Source organism: Pseudomonas sp. TE3728 (assembly GCF_056279145.1).
In genome coordinates this window covers 139,810-156,034 of record NZ_JBWBQT010000001.1, presented here as the reverse complement: position 1 = coordinate 156,034, position 16,225 = coordinate 139,810, and the positions used below count along the sequence as shown (strand labels likewise).

The window sequence follows — 16,225 nt, the reverse complement described above, 5'->3', positions numbered from 1 at the left end:
CATGGACCGCCTGGCAAAAGGCCAATCGCAGGTTTTTCGCCCACGCAACTTCTGCGCAGCCGTTCATGCGGGTAATCTGGCGCGACGCACAGTCGCCTCAACCGCCCCAGGAGCCCCGCCGGTATGGAACTTCATGTTGTCATCAACGGCCGCAAGGACCTGGCAGGCCAGTTGTACCGGCAACTGCGCGACGCCATTGAATCCGGTCGCCTGACAGCCGGGACGCAACTGCCGCCCAGCCGCTTGCTGGCCGAACAACTGGGGATCTCGCGCAAGACCATTTCCGACACGTATGCGCAACTGACCTATGAGAACTTCCTCACCGGGGTGATCGGCAAAGGCACTTACGTCAATGCCCGGGCGGCGAAAATCGTTCACAAGCAGAGCCATTCGGAGCTGGCCAGCTTTGATGTGATCGAACGCTGGCGCAGCCTGCCGACATTCTTGCGCCACCCGACGCTGGAAGGCTCGCTGCGTTACGAGTTCATCGGTGGCGCCACCAGCAAGGGCCAGTTTCCGCAGGACGATTGGCGCCGCTGCACTTCCCATGCCTTGCGCCAGATGGCCGGTTCCAAAGGTTTCTATAGCCTGCCCGAAGGCCTGCCGGCGCTGCGCAATGCCATCGCACGGCACATTGCGTTTTCGCGCGGGGTCAACTGCCAGGACGAAGACGTGGTGGTGTGCAATGGCGCCCAACAGGCGCTGGACCTGATTTCCCGGGTGTTGACCCAACCGGGCAGCCTCGTCGCCATGGAAGACCCCGGTTACCCGCCGGCGCGTCTGTTGTTCGGGAGCCATGGCGCAACGGTGGTCGGCGTGCCGGTGGATGCGCAAGGCATTCAGGTCGAGCACATTCCCGATGGCACCCGGCTGATTTACGTCACCCCGTCCCACCAGTTCCCCTTGGGCATGCCCATGAGCCAGGCCCGGCGCGAAGCCCTGCTCGCAAGGGCCTATGAGCTGGGGGCGATCATCATCGAAGACGATTACGACAGCGAATTCCGCTACGAAGGCCGGCCCACCGACTCGCTGCAAAGCCTGGATGAGCGCGGCATCGTCGCCTACGTCGGCACTTTTTCGAAGACCTTGCTGCCGGAACTGCGGCTCGGGTACGCGATATTGCCGCCGGCGATTCTCGAAGCGGTGATCCGCGCCAAGCAGCTCACCGACCTGCATACCTCCACCCTGCCCCAATGGGCGCTCGCCAAGTTCATCGCCGAGGGCTGTCTGCTCAAGCACATCAGGCGCTGCCATACGATTTACGCCGGGCGCCGTGAACGGATCCTGGCCCGCATGGCGGGCGACCTTTCGCCGTGGTTTGAAGCGGTGCCGACCACCGCCGGGTTCCACATGGCGGTGCTGTGCAAGGTGCCGGTCGATATGCCATTGGTGATCGAATTGGCAAAAAAAGTCGAAGTGGGGCTCTATGCCCTGGACAGCTTTTTTTACCAGCAAACGCCGCGGGCCGGGCTTTTCCTGGGGTTCGGCGCGATCGAAACCCTGGACATCGACATCGCCCTGGACCGGTTAAGGGATATTTTGCAGCAGCTCGGCTGAGGGATTGGTCTGCGGCTTTATCCGGTGATTGGCTATTGGCGGTCTGGAGGTGCAGGCCTATCCTGATTGGGCGTTATCCCTCAATGAGCAGGATTCGTCCGGCCTGATTCAGGAGTGTGAGCAATGTCCAACGAAGTGATTACCACCGTAAAGGTGCAGGCGGCCGCCGGCCGCTCGGACGAACTGGGTAAGCAACTGCAAAAGATTGTCGACACCCTGCGCGAACTTCCCGGCTGTGACTCCTATATGGTCGACCGCTGCCCCGAGGACGACACCCGCTGGACAGTCAGCGCCCGCTGGCAATCGGAAGCGGCCATGCAATCGCATTTCAACTGCCCCGAAGTGCAAGGCTTTATCGGCCTGATCGACAGCCGACTGGCCAACGCGGTCGACTTCAACAGCTTTCCGATCGTCTGAAACAAGATCAAAAGATCGCAGCGTTCCGCAGCGCCTACATTGGAATCGCGTCCACCCGTGAAACATCGGGCGGACGCATATTCTGTAGGAGCTGCCGAAGGCTGCGATCTTTTGATCTTAACGTTCTTGATTGGCCCCCTCACCTTCCCGAAAATTGGCCGTTTGGTTGCCCGATAGCGCGGCTTACTGTGGTCCCTGACGACTCACCACCTCAGGTAATCAACCATGAATGCGCTTCTTTTTTTTGCTGCCCCTCTCGCCGCCCTGACGCTGAGCCTTTCAGCCCCGGCCTTCGCCCATGAGACCGCCCCGTCAGAAAAAGTCACCGTCCTGCAGGACCAGATGCTGAAGAACGCACCAGACAAAAAAGCCTTGATGATCGAAGTCGATTATCAGCCGGGCCAATCGTCCATCGCCCATAAACACCAGGGCACGGCCATGGCCTACGTGCTTTCGGGGGAGATCATTTCTCAAGTCAAAGGCGAAAAAACGATCACCTACAAGGCGGGCGAGTACTGGTATGAACCGGCTGGCTCCGAACATCTGGTCTCGAAAAACGCCAGCGCCACCCAACCCGCCAAGCTGTTGGTGTTCATGGTGTTGGCACCGGAAGAGAAAGTGTTGATTCCTTTGGAAAACTGATCGCCTAGGTGAGGCTGATGGCCTCATCGCGGCATGGGTATCTACACATCTTTTGAGCTACAGCGATTCACTGCCGGGGATTGCTGTTTTTGGAGTACATATCCGTTTCTGCGGTCACGGCCGCTGGCGGTTTCGCTTTTACAGCGAGTCACTTGGAAAAGCCCCAAGTAACCAAGGGCTCTTGCCCCGCCATTCGGTGCCTCGCTTAGGCTCGGCATGCCCTCAACTCCGGCATCGCTCCGGGGGCCCGCCGCCATCGGCCATCCATGGCCGGGGGCGGCTACCGCGGCATCCCTGCCGCGGTGCCCCCTGCGCAATACCTGCGTTCGGCCTCTGGGAAAGGGGCGGCAGATCAAGATCAAAAGCCAAAGCAACGGCAACGGCAACGGCAACGGCAAGATAAACAACTTCGCGAGCAAGCCCGCTCACACAGGTGACCGGGTTATTGCACAAGCATACGATCCACTATGGGAGCGAGGCTTGCCCGCAAAGAGACCCGATTAGACACAACAAAACCTTCAGACAAAAAAAAGCCCCATCTCTTTCGAGACGGGGCCTTTTCATGCAACGCCTATCAGACAGCCGGTTCCAGCTCGGTGCTGACAGCGACAGCCGCAGCGGCAGGCACCACCGCTTGACCGCTCAACGCTAGGTCCAGCAGTTCGCGGTTGGCCACCGCGTACATGGCGTAGTCGGTGCCGCTGGCGGCACGGATTTCCACCAGCATGGCGCGCCAGCGTTCGATCATGCCTTCGTGCTCTTCCATCCACAGCGCCAGGCGTGTTTCCACGTCCTGGGTGCCGTCGCCCTGTTGCAGGACAGAGATGGTGATCGCACGTTGTTGCCAGTCGACGTCATCACGGAACGCTTCACGGGCCAGGGCCTGCCAGTTGTTTTCAACCGGCAGAGCGCTGATCTGTTGCAGGTACCAGGTGATGTCCAGCGCGCTGCCCACGGCGAAGTAGGCCTTGGCCACGTCCGCTGCGTTCTGGCCGGTCACATCCGAAGCTTCGATGATCGGCAGCAAGGTATACAGGTGAGTAGTGCCTGCAACCATGCGCGCCAGCAACTCAGGCACGCCAGCAGCGACGTAAGCCTGGTAGCGGGTCTGCCAGCCTTCGCGGGTCGGGCCTTCCAGCAGTTCGTCGAGCTTGAGGCCCAACGCCGCCAGGTGCGGACCGAAGTGCGCGACGTCACGGGCAGCGTTCTGCTCGTTGCGACGGCTGCGCAGGAACCAGCGCGTAGCGCGGCGACCCAGGCGCATCAGCTCGTCCATCAGCTCCAGTTGTACGTCGGCCGACACCTGATAATCCAGGGCTTCTATCTGCCGGAACCAGTGCGGGAGGTGGAAGATATCCCGAACTATTACATAGGCCCCCGCAACATTCGCCGGGCTCATGCCGGTCGACTCTTTGAGTCGTTGAACGAAGGTGATGCCCATGTGGTTCACCAGATCGTTGGCGATCTGGGTGCTGACGATTTCGCGCTTCAGACGGTGACGGCGCATGGCAGCGGAGAACTTGCTCACCAGCGTCGGTGGGAAAGCGGTTTCCATGTCGCGGGTCAGGTAGTCGTCGTCCGGCACCAAGGAGTTGAGCAGCGCTTCCTTGAGGTCGATCTTGCTGTAGGAGATCAGCACCGACAGCTCGGCACGGGTCAGGCCATGGCCTTCCGCGAGGCGTTCGTTGATCGCTTCTTCAGCCGGCAGGAACTCGATGGCGCGATCCAGCTTGCCGCGGCTTTCCAGATCGTTCATCAGACGTTTGTATTCGGCAATCCGCACGAAGGCACGACGTGCCGCCAGGGACAGGGCCTGAGTCTGCTTGTAATTGTTACCAAGCACAAGGTTGCCGACTTCGTCGGTCATGCTCGCCAGCAACTGGTTACGTTGCTTGTCGGTCATGTCGCCGGCGTGCACGACTTCGTTCAGCAGGATCTTGATGTTCACTTCGTGGTCGGAGCAGTCCACACCACCGGCGTTGTCGATGAAGTCGGTGTTGGAACCGCCGCCATTGAGGCCGAATTCGACACGACCCAGCTGAGTCATACCGAGGTTACCGCCCTCGCCCACGACTTTGCAGCGCAGTTCGTTGCCGTTCACGCGCAGTGCATCGTTGGCCTTGTCGCCGACATCGGCGTGGCTTTCGGTGCTGGCTTTCACGTAGGTACCGATACCACCGTTCCACAACAGGTCTACCGGTGCCTTGAGCAAGGCATTGAGCAGTTCGGTCGGGGTCAGCTTGTCAGCCTGAATGTCGAAGCGCTCTTTCATCTGCGGGGAAATCGCGATGCTTTTTGCGCTGCGCGAGAAGATCCCGCCGCCTTCGGACATGATGCTGGTGTCGTAGTCCGACCACGCCGAACGCGGCAAGTCGAACAGACGCTGACGCTCGGCGAAGCTGTTGGCAGGCTCCGGGTTCGGGTCGATAAAGATGTGCAAGTGGTTGAACGCAGCGACCAGTTGCAGCTTGTCGGACATCAGCAAGCCGTTACCGAACACGTCACCGGCCATGTCACCGACGCCCACCACAGTGATGCTGTCTTCCTGAACATTGATGCCGCGCTCGCGGAAATGGCGTTGTACGCCGACCCACGCGCCCTTGGCGGTAATGCCCATTTTCTTGTGGTCGTAACCGGCCGAGCCACCGGACGCAAAGGCGTCGCCGAGCCAGAAGCCGTAGTCGATGGCGATGCCGTTGGCGATGTCGGAGAAGGTCGCAGTGCCCTTGTCTGCCGCCACTACCAGGTACGGGTCATCGTCGTCATGACGCACGACGTTGGCCGGCGGTACCAGCGCGCCGTCTTTCAGGTTGTCGGTGATGTCCAACAGGCCCGAGATGAAGATGCGGTAGCAGGCGATGCCCTCGGCCGCGATCTCGTCACGGCTGCCGCCCAGTGGCAGGCGACGCGGCAGGAAGCCGCCCTTCGCACCCACCGGCACGATGACCGAGTTCTTCACTTGCTGGGCTTTTACCAGGCCCAGGACTTCGGTGCGGAAGTCTTCTTCACGGTCGGACCAGCGCAGACCACCGCGAGCAACGTTGCCGAAGCGCAGGTGCACACCTTCGAAGCGAGGCGAGTAAACGAAGATTTCGAACTTCGGAACCGGCTTGGGCAGCTCTGGAATCTGGTGCGGGTTGAACTTGAAGCTGAAGTAGGACTTGTTCTGACCGTGGGCATCGGTCTGGTAGAAGTTGGTCCGCAAGGTCGCTTTGATCAGGTCCAGGTAACGACGCAGGATGCGGTCTTCGTTCAGCACCTGAACATCGTCCAGTGCTGCCAGAATCGCGTGTTCCAGGCGTTGCTGCTTGTCTTCCAGATCGTCGCTGGCAAGCTTGCGCGCCAGGTAGAAACGGGTCTTGAACAACCGGGTCAACTCGCGAGCGATGTCGGTGTGGTTGTTCAGGGTGCTGGCGATGTAACCCAGGTCGAAGCCCAGGCGGATCTGCTTCATGTAACGAGCGTAGGCACGCAGCAGCGCCACATCGCGCCATGGCAGGCCGGCGGTCAGCACCAGGCGGTTGAAGGCATCGTTCTCGGCATCGCCACGCACGATGTGGACGAAAGCGTCCTGCAAGGTGTCGTTGAGTTGCTGGATGTCGAGTTCCAGGCCTTCGGCGGCGGTGAACGCGAAGTCGTGAATCCAGAATTCGCGGCCGCTGTTGTGGCGCAGGCGATAAGGGAACTCACCCAGCACGCGCAGGCCGAGGTTTTCCAGGATCGGCAACACGTCGGACAACGCCAGCGGGGTGTCGGCGTGATACAGCTTGCAGTGCAGCATGCGCTGACCGGAGACCTGGGCCAGCGGCTGATAGAAGCTCATGACCAGCGGATTTTTTTCGCTCAGGCTCAGCAGGTGCTGCATGTCGACCACAGCTGAGTGGGCGGCGAAACGCTCGCGGTAACCAGCCGGGAAGCCTTTCGGGAAGTCGGCCAGCACGTTGGTGCCCTGGGCTTCGCCGAAGCTCTCGACCACCAGGCTCGCGTAGTCGTCCTGCCAGCTGCGGCAGGCCTGTACCACTTCTTTTTCCAGCAGAACCGGGTCGATGTCCAGACGGTTCTTCGGATCGACCCGCAGAATCAGTTGCACACGGGCCAGCACGGACTCCGAGAAGAAGGTCCAGAACTCGCAATCCGAGGCTTTCAGGCGATCCATCAGCACTTGCTGGATCTTCTGGCGCACTTCGGTGGAGTAGATGTCGCGCGGCACGTAGGCCAGGCAGTAGCAGAAACGGCCGTACGGGTCTTTTCGCAGGAACACGCGGATCTTGTTGCGTTCCTGGATCTGCACGATCGACATCACGGTGGTGAACAGCTCGTCCACCGGGGTCTGGAACAAGTCATCGCGGGGCAGTACTTCGAGTACCTGGGCCAGTTCCTTGCCCAAGTGAGCCTTGGCCTGGAAACCCGAACGCTGTTCGATGATCTCGACCTTGCGACGGATGTAAGGAATGACCCGCACGCTTTCGCCGTACACCGACGAGGTGTACAGGCCCATGAAGCGGCACTCCTTGACGACCTTGCCATCGGCATCGATCTGGCGGATCGACACGTAATCCGGGTAAGCCGGACGGTGTACACGGCTTGGGTGTGCAGCCTTGGCGAACGACAACGGTGTCGGTTCGCGCAGGTAGTTCACGGCGTAGTCTTCGATGCGCAGGTCGTCGACGGTCAGGCCGGCGCGCAGCAGCTTGGTCAGGCCGAGGAACGAGTTCTGGTCATATTCGATGTGACCGCCGTTCTGATCCTCACCCACCACGAACTCTTCGTAGCCCAGGAAGGTGAAGTGGTTGCCCACCAGCCATTCCAGGAAGCTCTTGATTTCGGACTTTTCGTCGGCGTTGATGATGAACTGGCTGTTGTCGATGCCTTCGATCAGCTCCTGGACCTTGGCTTTCATCGGTTCGAAATCGGCGACCGCGACGCGGACTTCACCGAGAACCTGCTCCAGCTCTTTGGTCAGGACGTTCAGTTCGGCCGTGTTGGCGCAACGGTCGATTTCCAGGTACATCAGCGATTCTTGCAGAATGCCTTCGCCCTGGGTCCCTTTGGGCAGGATTTCCAGCAGCTCGCCCTTGCTGCCGCGACGCACGCTCAGCACAGTGGTTTGCAGGGTATGAATGCTGTAGCCGCGACGGTTCAGCTCGGTGCGCACCGAGTCCACCAGAAACGGCAGGTCGTGGTGCAGCACTTCGACCGCGGTGTGGGTCGACTGCCAGCCGTGGCGTTCGTAATCGGGGTTGTAGACGCGCACTTGCGGATGCGCGTGATCGAAGCGCTCAAGCAGGCGCCACGCAGAAAGGGTGCAGCCGGCGAGGTCGGACAACCGGCGTTGAGTCAGCTCGTCCAGGGAAATAATGCCGAAGAATTGTTCAGCGAACAGCGCCACTTGTGGCAGTGCCTGTTCACTGATGTGCTGCGCCAGTGCCGCTTGCAGTTGGTGCTGGAAGTCGGCTTTGCTGGCTGCGGTGAAGAACGCCATCTGTGGTACTCCGCTTGGGCTTGTTATTGATGGAAGCGTCGCGTGCAAACCCCTTTCGGGGCAATCCGTCACCCTGTTCCTGATTCTCGGGCAGAGGAAACAGGATGACAGGTGGATGAAGCTGGACGAGACACTCAGGTCACATTCACCTTCCAAGAATGGGCATCTGCAAAAACGACTGCCAAGGCAACAGGCAATGCCTTTACGGGTGCTCATCCGTTGCGCAGCTTAACGACTGCGGCAAGGGCCATGCTTGCAGCGCTGCGACATATTCGGTCAACGGTACGCAGCGCGCGGCAAGTGCCTCGAACAACATTAGCAGCCGTGTCGCAAAACGGGCGTTTTATGCCCGGTTTTACGGTGCATGCGTGCCAATAATGACCAGTAACACCCCGAATGTTCACGACACATCTTCTGACACTCAGCCGAGCAGAAATTCCCCAGGGCTGGCAGAATTGCTTTTTTGTAACGTTCACCATGCTCGCCGAGCCAGGATTTTCCCATGCAAATGACAACTGACCTCTTGATCGTCAACCCGTGCGACGAAGAAGAAGACAACTTGGCCATGCTCTGCTGCACCAGCGCTGACGGCGAAATGTTCCTGATGAGCCGCTTTCCGGACGAGGATGAACTGGAGATCATCTTCCATGACAAGCCTTCGGCCCTCAACGGCGTGAAAGTCACCCTCAGCCCTGACCGCCTGCTGATCGAAATCTCCGCCGCTGACGCCGATGTGCTGGGTGGCGAAGATTCGCTGGAAATCCTGCACAACACCGACGCGCAAGATCTGGCTGAAGTGGAAGAAACCTTGCAGAACATCCTCAAGGGGACTGGTACTTATATCAGCCAGTTGGCCTGATAGATCGCTAAAAGATCGCAGCCTTCGGCAGCTCCTACAGGGTTATGCGTACACCCGTAGGAGCTGCCGAAGGCTGCGATCTTTTGATCCTCCCTGATACCCCGCACATTTCTACAAAATGCCGTTAGTCGCCGCACCCCGCGATGGATTAAAGTAACGCCCCCAGCCCTGGCGTTATTCGAACGTCTTCGGTCACCCTTTCCAGGAACAGTCATCGATGGAACATCGTGAAGCGCTGCTCGCGCTGCGAACCTTTCTTTCAACGCAGATTCTCGGCCAGGAAAAACTCATCGAGCGCTTGCTCATCGCCCTGCTCGCCGACGGCCACATGCTGGTCGAGGGCGCCCCGGGCCTGGCCAAGACCAAGGCCATCAAAGAACTCGCCGAAGGCATCGAAGCACAGTTCCATCGCATCCAGTTCACCCCCGACCTGCTGCCAGCCGACATCACTGGCACGGAAATCTATCGCCCGGAAACCGGCAGTTTCGTATTCCAGCAAGGCCCGATCTTCCACAATCTGGTGTTGGCGGACGAAATCAACCGTGCCCCGGCCAAGGTTCAGTCGGCCCTGCTTGAAGCCATGGGCGAACGCCAGGTCAGCGTCGGGCGCAGCACCTACGACCTGTCGCCGCTGTTTCTGGTCATGGCCACGCAAAACCCCATCGAGCAGGAAGGCACCTACCCGCTGCCCGAAGCCCAGCTCGACCGTTTCCTGATGCACGTAAAAATCGGCTTCCCTGATGCCGCCGTCGAGCGCCGGATTCTGCAACAGGCCCGCGGTGAAGCGCTGCATGGCGAAACCAAGCCCGAGCGCCGGGTCAGCCAGCAGGCGATTTTCGCCGCGCGCAAAGAAATCCTCGGGTTGTACATGGCCGACGCCGTGGAGGAATACCTGGTGCAACTGGTCATGGCCACGCGCATCCCCGCCAAGTTCGACCCGGAAATGGCCGAATGGATCGCCTATGGCGCCAGTCCGCGCGGCTCCATCGCCCTGGACCGTTGCGCCCGGGCCCATGCCTGGCTGGCCGGTCGCGATTTCGTCAGCCCGGAAGACATTCAGGCGGTGCTGTTCGATGTGTTGCGCCACCGCATCATTCTTTCCTTTGAAGCCGAAGCCGCTGGCATCGACCAGGACCGGGTGGTCCAGCGGATTCTCGACGTCGTAGCCGTCGCTTGACCCCGATGAACGCCCTCCTGCCGCCCGAGCCGGGCATCCGTGTCAGCCTTTCCGAGCTGATCCAGATGCGTCATCGCGTGCGCGAAGTGCAGTTGTTTTCCACGCCGAGCCAGCGCAGCCCGCTGATCGGCCTGCACCATTCCAAACTGCGCGGGCGCGGGGTGGACTTCGATCAGGTGCGGGTGTATCAGGCCGGCGATGACGTGCGAAGCATCGACTGGCGCGTCACCGCCCGGACCCAGGAGCCCCACACCAAGCTGTTCCATGAAGAACGCGAGCGACCGATTTTCATCATGGTCGAACAGAGCCGCCGGCTGTTTTTCGGCTCCGGACTGATGTTCAAATCAGTGCTGGCCGCCCAGGCGGCGAGCCTGATTGGCTGGGCCGCGCTGGGCCATAACGACCGGGTTGGCGGGCTGGTGTTCGGCGATGACGAGCACTACGAGATCAAACCGCGACGCAGCAAACAGAGCCTGCTGCAATTGCTCAACCGACTGGTGCGGGTCAATCAGTCGCTGCACACTGAACGCGAGCCCGACCGCGACGCCTTCGGCATTGCCCTGCGCCGCGCCCGGGAAGTATTGCGCCCCGGGAGCCTGGTGATCGTGATCTGCGATGAACGCGCCTTGTCCGACGGTGCCGAGCAACAGTTGAGTCTGTTGTCACGCCATTGCGACCTGTTGCTGCTGCCCGTGTCCGATCCGCTGGATCACGCCCTGCCCGCTGCCGGGCTTTTACGCTTCGCGGAACGGGGCGCACAGCTGGAACTCGACACGTTGAATTTCGACTTGCGCCAGGCTTATCGCGCACAGGCTGAAGCGCGCATCGCCCGCTGGGAGCTGCTGGCGCAGAAACTGCGGGTATTGCTGATGCCTTTGAGCACCCAGAGCGAAATGGTCGAGCAACTGCGCGAATACCTGAACCCGCAGCGTCCGGGAAAAAGTCGATGAGCAGCCTCGACCAACTGCAACCGCTGATTTCCCCGCCACCGATCGGCTTCTGGCCACCGGCACCAGGCTGGTGGCTGCTGCTGTTATTGCTGCCATTGATCGGTTTCGGCCTGTGGCAGTTGCGCCGTTTCATTGTGAACAAACGTCCTGTCGTCCGCGCCGAACAATCGCTGGACCCGGTGCGTCTCGCGGCCTTGGCCGAACTCGCCCTGATGCCCAAACCTTACGACGGCGCCCCGGCCGGCGCCTGGCTGCAGCAACTCAATGGCTTGCTCAAACGCCTGTGTCGCAACCATTACCCCTACAGCCAGAGCCACACCCTTAACGGGCGCAAATGGCTGGCGTTCCTTGACAACCGCTGCCCGGCCGCCGGCCTTACGCGCTGGATGGTGCTGGTGGAAGGCGCCTACAAACCCGAATGCAAACTCGACGACAAGGCCATCGCCGGCCTGACTCAAGCGGTCGACACCTGGATTCGCAAACATGTTTGAGTTCGCCTGGCCGTGGATCTTCGCCCTGCTGCCACTGCCCTGGCTGATGCGGGTGCTGCTGCCGGTGGCCGACAGTGGCGAACCGGCGCTCAAGGTCAGCTTCCTCAGCGAACTGGAAGGCCTCGCTCGCCGCCGCGCCCGGGCGAATCTGCCGGCGTGGCGCCAGCAAGCCCCATTCATTCTGCTATGGCTGTTATTGCTGATCGCTGCCGCACGCCCGCAATGGCTCGGCGAGCCCCTGCCGATTGCCGCCAGCGGCCGCGACTTGCTGGTGGCGGTGGACGTGTCCGGCTCCATGGATTTCCCCGACATGCAGTGGCAGAACGAAGACGTCAGCCGACTGACACTCGTGCAACATCTGCTCGGTGATTTTCTTGAAAGCCGCGACGGCGACCGGGTCGGCTTGATCCTGTTCGGCAGTCAGGCCTACCTTCAAGCGCCATTGACTTTCGACCGGCACACCGTGCGCGTGTGGCTCGACGAAGCGCGGATCGGCATCGCCGGCAAGAACACCGCCATCGGCGATGCCATCGGCCTGGCCCTCAAACGTCTGCGCCAACGCCCGGCACAAAGCCGCGTGCTGATTCTGGTCACCGACGGCGCCAACAACGGTGGCGAAATCGACCCGTTGACCGCCGCCCGACTGGCAGCCAACGAAGGGGTGAAAATCTACCCGATCGGTATCGGCGCCGACCCGGAACAAAGCGGCACCCTAGGATTCCTGGGCATCAACCCGAGCCTGGACCTCGACGAACCGGCCTTGAAAGCCATCGCCCAAGCCACCGGCGGCCAGTACTTCCGCGCCCACGACGGCGAGGAATTGCAGGCGATCAAGCGCACCCTCGACAAACTGGAACCGGTGACCCAGCAACCCACTCAGGCCCGTCCGGCTCAAGCGTTGTATCACTGGCCTTTGGCGATGGCGCTGCTGTTGAGCATGCTGCTGGTGATCCGCGAGCGCTGGCCGGACAATCCGTTGCAACGGCTGTTTACCAAGAAGCTGTTTACCAAAGAGCGGTTTCTACAAGCGCAACTGCCCGACTGGCGTCAGCGGCTTAAACGCCTGCGTCTGCGGAGGCGCCGATGATTGCGCTCTGGCCGCACTGGTTCCGCCCTTGGTGGCTGCTGTTGTTGCCGTTGCTGGGCTGGTTGCTCTGGCAACTCTGGCACCGGCAAAAACGCGCCGGGCGCTGGCAAATGATTCTGCCACCGGCCTTCCATGCCGCGTTGCTCAGCGGTGGCAGCGGTCGCGAAAGCAAACTGCCATGGGTCGCCCTGGGCTTGGCCTGGGTGCTGACCGTGCTGGCCCTGCTCGGGCCGAGCTGGCAGCGCGTCGAACAAACCAGTCAAAAACCAGCCGACCCGCTGGTGGTGTTGCTTGAGCTGACTCCGGAAATGCTCGCCACCGACAGTGCGCCGAACAGGCTGGAACATGCCCGGCGCAAACTGTTCGACCTGCTGCAAAACCGCAGCGACGCGCAGACAGCAATCATCGTCTACGCCGGCAGCGCCCACACCTTGGTACCGCTGTCGGATGACCTGTCGACCAGCCGCAACCTGGTGGATGCACTCAAGCCGTCGCTGATGCCCCTGGCCGGTCATCGTGCCGATCTGGCGGTGGCCAAGGCCCTTGCGCTGCTGGATCAGGGCGCCCTCGGCCAGGGTCGGATCCTGCTGATCGGTTCGTCGCTGACGGAACAGGAGCGCCAAGGGATTCGTCAGGCGCTGGACGACAGGTCCACGCAATTTCTGATGCTCGGTATCGGCACCGCCGAAGGTGCGCCGGTTGCGCAGGACGACGGCAGTTTCCTCAAGGATGACCTGGGCGCCATTCTGGTGCCCCGCCTGGACGGCCCCAGCCTCAAAGCCTTTGCCAACGGCCTGGGCGGACGTTATCGCCAGGCGCGTCTGGACGATGCCGACCTGCGCGGCCTTCGCCTGCTTGATGGCCCAAGGGATCTGCGCAACGAAGGCCAGACATTGCGCCTCGATACTTGGGCCGATCAGGGCTATTGGCTGCTGCTGCCGCTGTTATTACTGGCCGCCTGTGCCGGGCGCCGCGGTTGGCTGTTCTGCCTGCCGCTGCTGTTCCTGCTGCCGCAACCGAGCTACGCCTTCGATTTCGAAGACTTGTGGCTGCGTCCCGATCAGCAGGGCCTGCATTTGCTCAAACAAAAGCGCCCGGCCGAGGCCGCGCAGCATTTCGAAGATCCACAGTGGCAAGGCGTGGCGCTCTATGAGGCCGGCGACTACAGTGGCGCCGCCCAGCGGTTTACCCAAGGCACCGACGCCCACGCCCACTACAATCGGGGTAACGCCCTGGCCAAAAGCGGTGAGCTGGAAGCGGCGCTGGATGCTTACGATCAAGCGCTTGAACGTCAACCGGATCTGCGCCCGGCCCTGACCAACAAGGCATTGGTGGAAAGCCTGCTGAAACAGAAAACCCCAGCGCCGCCCGTCGAGCCGGACAAAACCGCCGATGGCAAAACCGAAACCATCACCCAGGAACCGCCGCCGGGCAGCGCCACCCAACCCAGCAATGGCGAGCCGAAATCCGACGCCGAGCAGAGCACGCCGGACGCCGGGCAGCCGCCCACGACGCCACCGCAACCGGGCGCCAATGAAGTCCCGGGCAGCGAGTTGGGCGATGAGCAAAGCACCACGCCACCGCGACGCCCGGCCAGCGACATGATTGAAGGCGAACAGCGCCAGGCGCTGGAGCAATGGCTGCGCAAGATCCCGGATGACCCCGGCGAATTGCTCAGACGCAAATTCTGGTACGAACAGCAACAACATCAGGATCAGGAAAAAACTCGATGACCCGCTTCACCGCCTTCTTGCTCGCATTGTTGCCCGCCCTGTTGCTCTGCACCGTTCAGGCCCAGGCTGTGGAGCTGGTCGCCAGCGTCGATCGCAGTCGCCTGAATTCCGGCGAGACGGTCGAACTGACCCTGGAGACCAGCGACGTGACCCAGTTCGGCAAACCCGACCTGTCCCCGCTGGAGCCGCTGTTCGAAGTGCGCGGCACCCGCCAGGTCAACCAACTGAACACCCTCAACGGCGACACTCAGGCGACCACCCGCTGGATCATCACCCTGCTGCCCCGGCAAAACGGCAGCGTGGTGATTCCATCGCTGCAACTGGGCGACGTTCAGAGCCAGCCGATTACCGTGCAGGTGATCGAGAGCGAAGCCCAGGACAGCAGCAACACACTGGCACCGGTGTTCATCGAGGCCAGCCTCGACCAGAACAGCGTCTATGTGCAGGCCCAGGCGATCCTGACCTTACGCATCTACCATTCGGTTTCGCTGTACGACGACAGCAGCCTGACCCCGTTGCAGATTCCCGATGCACGCATCGAACAGCTGGGCGAGTCGCGCACCTACGAAAAAGTCATCAACGGATTGCGCCATGGCGTGATCGAAATGCGCTACGCGATCTACCCGCAGCACAGCGGTGAATTGACCATTCCGGCACAAATGTTCAGTGCCACGCCGGTCGATATCCGGCCGTCCCAGGATGCAACACCTCAAGGGCCGAAACCGGGCAAGCAGATGCGCGTCAAATCTGCCGAGATCCCGCTGACGGTCAAGGCCAAACCCGGCACGTATCCGGCCGATGCTCCCTGGCTGCCGGCCCGCAGCCTGAGCCTGAGCGAAAGCTGGAGCCCCGAACCGGATCATTTGCAGGTCGGCGACTCGCTGACCCGCAGCTTGACCCTGAACGCCGAAGGCCTCGCCAGTTCGCAACTGCCACCGCTGCCCGCCACCGAGATCAACGGCCTGCGGCGCTACCCGGATCAACCGGTGCTGGGCAACCAGAGCAGCGAGCGTGGCTTGATCGGCAGTCGCGAGGACCGTGAAGCCCTGGTGCCGACCCGCACCGGCAACATTGACTTGCCCAGCGTTGAAGTGGTCTGGTGGAACACCTTCGAGGATCACCTGGAACACAGCAGCCTGCCGGCCCGTACGCTGCAAGTGGCGAGCAATCCAAGCCTGATCGTCGATACTCCGGCGGGCAGCCCGCAGGTGATGGCCGGTGCCAACAACGAAGCCCTCTGGTGGAAACTCAGCACCGTGATCCTGGCCTGCACCACCCTGCTGGGCTTCGGCCTGTGGTGGCGCGCCCGCTGGCAACCGGCGATCCTGCGGGCGGCGCAGACCGGCCCAAGCCCACGCACCCTGCTCGACGACCTCAAGCGCGCCTGCCAGGCCAACGACTCCCACGCCACTCGCCAGGCCCTCGACGCCTGGGCACGACAACAACCGGAAACCCTGGCCGACATGGCGGCGCGTTTTGTACCCTTGTCCGACGCCCTGGATGGCCTGAACGGCGCGCTGTACAGCGAAACCGGGCAATATTGGCAAGGCGAAGATCTGTGGCGCGCGATTCGCGCGATCCCGACGGCCGAAGGGGTTCAGGATCTGGTTGGCGATACCGGGTTGCCGCCGCTTTATCCGAAATAAAATCAAAAGATCGCAGCCTTCGGCAGCTCCTACGGGTGCGTGTTCATCCGCAAAAATCGCGGCGAATACGACCAATGTAGGAGCTGCCGAAGGCTGCGATCTTTTCTGCCCTTCTGCATTCCCGACCTTTTGCCAGTAAACTCTCCCCTCTTTAGCCGCCACCCTTTTCCTCGCGGCCATCACC

General features: G+C 61.5%; 11 protein-coding genes. 10 read left to right on the top strand and 1 reads right to left on the bottom strand.

The window, feature by feature from the left end; genetic code table 11:
* The first annotated feature begins 123 nt into the window (after nt 1-123).
* The 3 genes from pdxR to ACZ89R_RS00725 all read left to right on the top strand — a co-directional run bounded on the left by pdxR (nt 124) and on the right by ACZ89R_RS00725 (nt 2,616).
* On the top strand, nt 124-1,557 hold the full coding sequence (gene pdxR / locus ACZ89R_RS00735; protein WP_429547088.1) for a MocR-like pyridoxine biosynthesis transcription factor PdxR: 1,434 nt from the start codon (nt 124-126) through the stop codon (nt 1,555-1,557).
* A gap of 123 nt (nt 1,558-1,680) precedes the next feature.
* Nucleotides 1,681-1,974, top strand: a complete 294-nt coding sequence (locus tag ACZ89R_RS00730; protein ID WP_063343499.1) for a putative quinol monooxygenase — start codon at nt 1,681-1,683, stop codon at nt 1,972-1,974.
* Between the two features lie 225 nt (nt 1,975-2,199).
* Nucleotides 2,200-2,616 carry a cupin domain-containing protein gene (locus tag ACZ89R_RS00725; protein WP_429547089.1) on the top strand — a complete coding sequence of 139 codons (417 nt, stop codon included), beginning with the start codon at nt 2,200-2,202 and terminating at the stop codon, nt 2,614-2,616.
* A gap of 574 nt (nt 2,617-3,190) precedes the next feature.
* On the opposite strand, the gene ACZ89R_RS00720 is transcribed toward ACZ89R_RS00725, so the two are convergent.
* Nucleotides 3,191-8,098, bottom strand: coding sequence for an NAD-glutamate dehydrogenase (locus tag ACZ89R_RS00720; protein WP_429547090.1), 4,908 nt, complete (start codon nt 8,096-8,098; stop codon nt 3,191-3,193).
* Between the two features lie 502 nt (nt 8,099-8,600).
* Here ACZ89R_RS00720 and ACZ89R_RS00715 point away from each other — a divergent pair.
* The 7 genes from ACZ89R_RS00715 (at nt 8,601) to ACZ89R_RS00685 (ending at nt 16,041) form a co-directional block, all read left to right on the top strand.
* Nucleotides 8,601-8,957 (top strand): hypothetical protein, encoded by a 357-nt coding sequence (locus ACZ89R_RS00715; RefSeq protein WP_429547091.1) that lies wholly within the window; start codon nt 8,601-8,603, stop codon nt 8,955-8,957.
* Between the two features lie 217 nt (nt 8,958-9,174).
* Nucleotides 9,175-10,134 carry an AAA family ATPase gene (locus ACZ89R_RS00710; protein WP_095053787.1) on the top strand — a complete coding sequence of 320 codons (960 nt, stop codon included), beginning with the start codon at nt 9,175-9,177 and terminating at the stop codon, nt 10,132-10,134.
* A 5-nt stretch (nt 10,135-10,139) separates the two neighbouring features.
* A complete protein-coding gene (locus tag ACZ89R_RS00705) occupies nt 10,140-11,084 on the top strand; it encodes a DUF58 domain-containing protein (protein ID WP_123494332.1) in 945 nt (314 codons plus the stop codon).
* Nucleotides 11,081-11,575 carry a DUF4381 domain-containing protein gene (locus ACZ89R_RS00700; RefSeq protein WP_429547092.1) on the top strand — a complete coding sequence of 165 codons (495 nt, stop codon included), beginning with the start codon at nt 11,081-11,083 and terminating at the stop codon, nt 11,573-11,575. The genes ACZ89R_RS00705 and ACZ89R_RS00700 overlap by 4 nt, the downstream gene beginning before the upstream one ends.
* Nucleotides 11,568-12,662, top strand: a complete 1,095-nt coding sequence (locus ACZ89R_RS00695) for a vWA domain-containing protein (protein WP_429547093.1) — start codon at nt 11,568-11,570, stop codon at nt 12,660-12,662. Before ACZ89R_RS00700 ends, ACZ89R_RS00695 begins: the two co-directional genes overlap by 8 nt.
* Nucleotides 12,659-14,395, top strand: coding sequence for a tetratricopeptide repeat protein (locus ACZ89R_RS00690; protein WP_429547094.1), 1,737 nt, complete (start codon nt 12,659-12,661; stop codon nt 14,393-14,395). The genes ACZ89R_RS00695 and ACZ89R_RS00690 overlap by 4 nt, the downstream gene beginning before the upstream one ends.
* A complete protein-coding gene (locus tag ACZ89R_RS00685; protein ID WP_429547095.1) occupies nt 14,392-16,041 on the top strand; it encodes a BatD family protein in 1,650 nt (549 codons plus the stop codon). The genes ACZ89R_RS00690 and ACZ89R_RS00685 overlap by 4 nt, the downstream gene beginning before the upstream one ends.
* Nucleotides 16,042-16,225: the final 184 nt, after the last annotated feature.

Bases quoted from the DNA above. Each gene is read 5' to 3' on its own strand.
- ACZ89R_RS00710 (WP_095053787.1), top strand. From the start codon at position 9,175: ATGGAACATCGTGAAGCGCTGCTCGCGCTGCGAACCTTTCTTTCAACG.
- ACZ89R_RS00690 (WP_429547094.1), top strand. From the start codon at position 12,659: ATGATTGCGCTCTGGCCGCACTGGTTCCGCCCTTGGTGGCTGCTGTTG.
- ACZ89R_RS00705 (WP_123494332.1), top strand. From the start codon at position 10,140: ATGAACGCCCTCCTGCCGCCCGAGCCGGGCATCCGTGTCAGCCTTTCC.
- ACZ89R_RS00725 (WP_429547089.1), top strand. From the start codon at position 2,200: ATGAATGCGCTTCTTTTTTTTGCTGCCCCTCTCGCCGCCCTGACGCTG.
- pdxR (WP_429547088.1), top strand. From the start codon at position 124: ATGGAACTTCATGTTGTCATCAACGGCCGCAAGGACCTGGCAGGCCAG.
- ACZ89R_RS00685 (WP_429547095.1), top strand. From the start codon at position 14,392: ATGACCCGCTTCACCGCCTTCTTGCTCGCATTGTTGCCCGCCCTGTTG.
- ACZ89R_RS00715 (WP_429547091.1), top strand. From the start codon at position 8,601: ATGCAAATGACAACTGACCTCTTGATCGTCAACCCGTGCGACGAAGAA.
- ACZ89R_RS00730 (WP_063343499.1), top strand. From the start codon at position 1,681: ATGTCCAACGAAGTGATTACCACCGTAAAGGTGCAGGCGGCCGCCGGC.
- ACZ89R_RS00700 (WP_429547092.1), top strand. From the start codon at position 11,081: ATGAGCAGCCTCGACCAACTGCAACCGCTGATTTCCCCGCCACCGATC.
- ACZ89R_RS00720 (WP_429547090.1), bottom strand. From the start codon at position 8,098: ATGGCGTTCTTCACCGCAGCCAGCAAAGCCGACTTCCAGCACCAACTG.
- ACZ89R_RS00695 (WP_429547093.1), top strand. From the start codon at position 11,568: ATGTTTGAGTTCGCCTGGCCGTGGATCTTCGCCCTGCTGCCACTGCCC.